The sequence below is a fragment of the Citrobacter sp. Igbk 16 genome (assembly GCF_028069755.1).
Taxonomy (GTDB): domain Bacteria; phylum Pseudomonadota; class Gammaproteobacteria; order Enterobacterales; family Enterobacteriaceae; genus Citrobacter.
Map to the genome: position 1 here is coordinate 1 of NZ_JANEWJ010000060.1, position 5,878 is coordinate 5,878.

1 protein-coding gene is annotated in these 5,878 nt (G+C 37.5%); it reads right to left on the reverse strand.

Features of this window, described 5'->3' with window-relative positions; translation table 11 throughout:
• Positions 1–5,759, reverse strand: a 5,759-nt coding sequence (locus NNO03_RS22240; RefSeq protein WP_271450587.1) for a hypothetical protein, incomplete at its 3' end; no start/stop codon positions are given.
• Positions 5,760–5,878 lie beyond the last annotated feature (119 nt).

A 5,878-nucleotide genomic window follows, 5' to 3' on the forward strand; every position in this document is an offset into this window, starting at 1 on the left:
TCACTCTCTGATGGATTCGAAACATGTGAATCGTTATCATCAAGTAGTGTATCACTCCTATCACGCCCTTGCTTCTTTGCCATCTCTAACATATTTGACATCAAGTATTCCATTGAGTTAGCCTTTAAAAAGTCAGGGTCAGTAATAGGTATAACCTTAGCATCTAAGAATGTGCTTAAAACAATAGCTTCGTTGGTTTCAATAGGCATATTAGTAGTCACCAGATTTGGCATAAACATTTCTTTGGGTTTTGTCCCTTCAGTAAGACTGTAACTGGTTGACGTAATAGCATTGTCTTTTATTCTTGCCACCTGAAGACATCCATTATATATACGATATGCAAGCCCCTCATCAGGTATTAGCCCCCCCGGCCCTACTAGCATACGACGATACATAGACACAAAATCATTATACCTCGCCTTAATGCTCACCAGACTATTTTCTTTATCACTCGGCACTTTCATTTCAGAAATCACAAAACTAAGCCCATCATTGTACAAAAAAGTCTCAACCTTTGATTTCAGAATATTAGCTATAGCATCAATTTCTTCTTTCTCATTAAAATTGGGGACAAAAGTCTTCATAGCCTTAATGGACTTGCCTGATATCAATTTATAGCTAGCAACTTTAAAAATATCAGTTTTAGTTTCATTTTTATGTTTTTTTATATATTCACTTACATTTTCTNTACCCATATNTATTTTCGTAAAGTGAATAAGNGCTTGAGTAAGTATTTCATCTTTTAAATCTGAAGCAAGAATTTCATCAACAAATTGTTGATTAACAAGCTCCATAAAGGCAATACTATCGACCTTGTTTTGTAGAGAAGACACTCGCCAGGACTGAAGATCATCTNTTGANTGAACAGTTCCCTNTGGAATATCTGGTGAAAATGAATATTTACCATTATTATCGATTGATAATTTGAGGTTTGTACCAATCGATAGCGATTTTTCAGGCGTCAAATNGGAACTTNGNNCATTTACTGTCNCTTTNACTTTTTGAGACTNGCNCACANCGTCTGTTGATATCACGGATTCACTATGATGTTTAATGTTATCAGTGTCCTGATCATCCTCTACTGCAAGTTCATTATTTTGAGCTGTCATTTCATTACTGTTGCTGGCAGGCGAACGAGAGGACTCTTGTAGACGGCGGATTTCCCGGCCACTCATCGTTTTCTTAATTGCATTATTTTCTTGCAATGATTGAGAGGGTGCCTGGGGTGGTTGTGGTAAAACCTCCTGCGCCACATTTTCGTTTACTGATGACGACGCTGGTTTCACAGAGGCTGCCGTTTTAGCGGTTTTGTGTTCTGCTTTGTTAACGGCTTCTACGCGAACTTTAGCGATTTCGAATTTTGCTTTAGCAGCTTTTAGTTCAGCTTTTTTAGCAGCTTTTAGTTCAGCTTTTTTAGCAGCTTCGAATTCAGTTTTTTTAGCGGCTTTGAATTTATCTTTAGCGTCGTCTAATTTATCTTTAGCAACTTCGAAGTCAGCTTTTATAACGTCGTAGTGTACAGCCATATCGCTTTTGAGGTTATTGTATTTGTGCATATTAAAAAAATAGCTTTCTCCGCTATTTAACGGTTTTTTAGTTATTGGAGAACACTGATTAAATTCAAGAACTCCAGGATAAAATACCCTTTGGCCTGAGCTCAATGCCTTAGCATTAAATTTTGATAACTCTAGCTTTTCAAGAATCTTGTCCATAGATTCTTTATCTTCACCAAAGATAGCACTTTGATTTTTGTCAGTGCTCCAATACTGCGCTGTGCCATTGCCATTTCTTATACTTTCAAATTTCTTTATCAAAGACTCAGAGGGGAGTAGCAATGTAGTTACATTAGGTCCATGACTTGGTTTAACTACACCTTTAACGTCAGTAAGTTCATAACCCTGCAGTATATCTTGTAAAAAAATAGAGTCTACTGAGATCTCAAATGGAGTATCAAAATCCACAGTAATAAATTCATGCCCTCCGCCATCAACACCAGAAGGACTTTTAATCATGCCAAGAGCCACCGTGGTATCATTCACCAAGTGAATAAGTTTGTTATTCAACATAAGCTCACCAGGCATTACAGTGGCAAATAGATCATACATTCCATCTTTTAATTGCAATCCTTTTGTTAAAAGAGTGTCCTCTATCAGGCCGTCATGATGTTTTTTAATCATTGCCATATGCTCATGAATTTTTCGACTCTCACTGCTGTAAAGTTCAGCATCAGTAAACAAAACGGAATTTAGTTTTGTTAATTTAATGTTTTCTTCTTTTAATTTTTCTGTCCGACTTAATGTAAGATCTATAATTTTCTGAATGTCCTGTTTGCCGTATTTTTCTTCCAACTCAGCCTTGGGGTTTTCAGTATTAATTGTTAACAAATCAGGTTGTTGAAAACACGAATTGAAAAGACGAATTGCAATGGTTTTATCAGAAAGCATTTTCTCTTTGGATTTAATGGACGCAATAAAATCTTTTTTTTCTAGTGCACTCATTGTTCTGATAATTTGATATTTCTTATCTTCAGGAATCAATTTTCTTACAGCGATAATATCCTCCTGGCTAAATCCATCAGGAAAATCCTCGGGCACTCCTGTCAGAATAGGCATTCTTTTATAGGTACAACCTGGAATAGTATAAACTTTACCATTCACTCCCGGTATTTTAAGGTCCCCATTGCCAGATATTGGTTTATATTCTGTCGCATTTTCATTACACTTACCATTTGAATCATAAAAATATTTAATCTCTACAAGCAAACCCTTCTGCTTCTTCATTTCCGTGACAGTTATGCCGTTTTCAGTAATTTCAAATGAAATATTTATTTTTTTTAAAATTGACTTTTCCTGTTCAATTTCTTTAAGCAACTGTTTTTTTTCTGCACGATTAGATGTTGCCTTTGCCTTTTCCTCAAGATCTTTTATTTTTTTTACTTTAACATTAAAAGTAGCATTAAATTCAGGGGAATTAGCACTTTCGGAAACAGTTGCGCCAGATTCGACAGTTTTCGATAGCAATTCTTTGTATTCTTTCACAAGACGGAAAAGGGTTTCAGTATGCTTTTTAACCCCTTCGTCTTTTATAGTTGCAATTTCGCTCTCGTCATCAGGGTTAAAAAATGCGGAAGTAAAGCTATCGAAATGATTGTTAAGGTGTTCTTTTGTCCGTTGATTAAGACTCAAACCGTTCACTTCGGTATCAACATTATTCATATTTAACATATTGGCAACGGAATGAAAAAGACAGTTACCATCTCCAGCAGACGGATATGTTATTTTGTCGTGCGGGTCAAAACCATTATAATGTCCATTATTAAGAATAATGAAAACATACTTTTCAGTTTTAAGCGATGCCCCTATATCCACCTCTCTATTTTTTGCTATTTCTTCGATAGGAACAAATGACGTTTGATCAGCGTTAATAATATTTAGGCGAATACCCTTCGCTGCTAAATAAGAATAAAGTGCAAAAACTGCCATCTCACCATCAATTTGAGAATAGTATTTTTGAAAATCAATCTCGTCGATAATTTCCTTTCTCAGGGTTTCTTTATCTTTAGGAGTTACAATATCTTTAACCTGCGAAGATTTTCTTACATTATCACGTTCGGCCTGAAATTTTTTTGCCCATGAATTGAACCCGTAGGTACTGTTTATCACTTCAAGTAATGAGCGCGAGCTTTTTTTATCTAAATTGAAAGATAAAGGTTCTTTAATTTTTACTCGCATTATTTTAAGATCTTCAAAATCATTATCCGAGAAAGTAAAACTATCTTTTTTCTCATTAGCTATTTTTTTTATTGCCGAAAATAAATACCTTAATTGGCTATCTCTGGTGATGGCAAGATGGTGATATCTCCTCACCTGTTCCTTGCCGGGAGGTGTGCTTTGCCACTTTAAACAATTAGCATAATTTCCCCATGCAATGTTAGATTCCCGTTGCAAGAAAATAACTTTATCTTTTAGGGACAAGAATCCATAATATGTCTTAACAACAGACTCAATATGATTGTCCAGCCAGGCAATTTGCTGCCTGATGCATTCCCTCCCATGCTTGTTTTCGTTCTCATTCAGTCCAAGAATTTTTTCATCTCTCAATGCTCTGAGGGTATCAATACCTTTTTGTGAACATTTATTCTGAACATTGTTCTGCGATAGGCTTGTCTCAACCATGTGCTCTATGCTACCCGGTTCAGGCCCGGTGATATTTTTCAGCGCCAGCCTCAGTGACGTAATCTCTTTTCGATATGATTTACCTTTTAATAAACTCAGTTTGTGACTCAGTTCAATAATGTCATTTTCATATTTCTCAGTTTTCTCGCGATTATTCGTCATGGCATCACTCTGGGTTTCCCCCGACAATCCTTGTTGCTTGAGATGCCTGAGCAATGCCTTCTGTGTTGCTTTCAGTTCACATTTTATTTTTTTCGGGGTTAATGATTCCAGTTCTTTCAACCCGGAGATAGCATTGCGGAAATTTTCAGCCCGCTCTGCGAATGGTATCTCAGGCATAGTACGCATGGCATTAAAATCATTGTTTCTCGCCATGTTATCCAAAGCAGTACGATAATCAGAGTGAGCATAGACATAGTTAATATATCGTCTGAATTGTTCCCCTTTTAATATTACCGGGAAATATTTTTTAGCATCCGCATCCGATATTCTGTTCGCATGCCCTGATTTAATAACGTTTTCAATCACCGCGCAGCGTAGCTTATCGTTATCACTCCAGCCTGCTATCGCGCTTTTTGACCAGTCCGCAGACAGTGCCTTAATCTCTTTGGCATAGTCTTTTTTAGCTGCGGACCGGGTCCGAACCTGGACCTCCCAGTTACGATGGCTTAATTCCATCCCCTCCCAATTCTTTCCATTGGAATAAGTAAACATTGCGTTAATGTTTTCCTGCAGATGATAAAGCTTATCTTTACCAAAGGAATCCATGACTTTAGCATTGCCTTTTATTCCAAAAACACGCTCAGGAACCCCAGTCCCAAACTCATGAATCAGTGAATCGACATATTCACTCACTTTAATATTTTGCAATTCCGTCGACTTATTAGACAGAAAGGCAGGGAACGTATTGCCTAACGTTTTGGTACTGTACATTTCGGTAATGTACAGTCTGGTTGTTTCATTAAGAACAGCGATATCCTCACCCTCGCGGAAAAACAGTATTAACTTAGCGCCATTATTTGGTTTATCAAAAGTACTTGTTTCAGGCTTCTGCCAGGCAATGACATTACGCCATGGAATAATCTTATCATCGTATCGAATACCTTTAGTACTGATTCGTGGATTTCCTGCATCATTCCCTTCGCTATCAGCGGCGATGAGAGCCATTCTTTCTTTTCTGTCCAGGGTTCTGACAAATGTCTCATCATTTCCCATTTTGGCCAGTGAATACTTAACCAATGGATCACCCACATGCTTGGCTGGCACGTTTATTTTAAGGCTCGTTGACGCCCCACGGTTACCAGAGTTAAGGGTATAGACTCCCATTTGGTTAATCTGCGCTTTGCCACCCCGCCCCTGGGGAACCTTGATATTCTTAGAAGCCTCTGTGTTGGGTTGACCTTTAGGCAAAAGACTAATAGAAGAAATTCGGGAAAGTGCTTCTGATTTTTTCTCTGCTATATTTTTAACCAATTGAAGGTTTTTACTCAGATCTCCGGTATTGCGGCTGCGTAGAGCCTCCGAAGGATGGCTCTGTACGCCAGCGGTGGAACCTGATGAACCAGGTATGATCATGTCACTCATTTTCTCACTCCAAATATGTCTACCACTATAAATTAGTAGATATTCTAAATACGCTTATACGTCCTTCATCATGCAGGGACATATTTCCTTAGCATTAAAATCGAGTAAATCATTAAAAT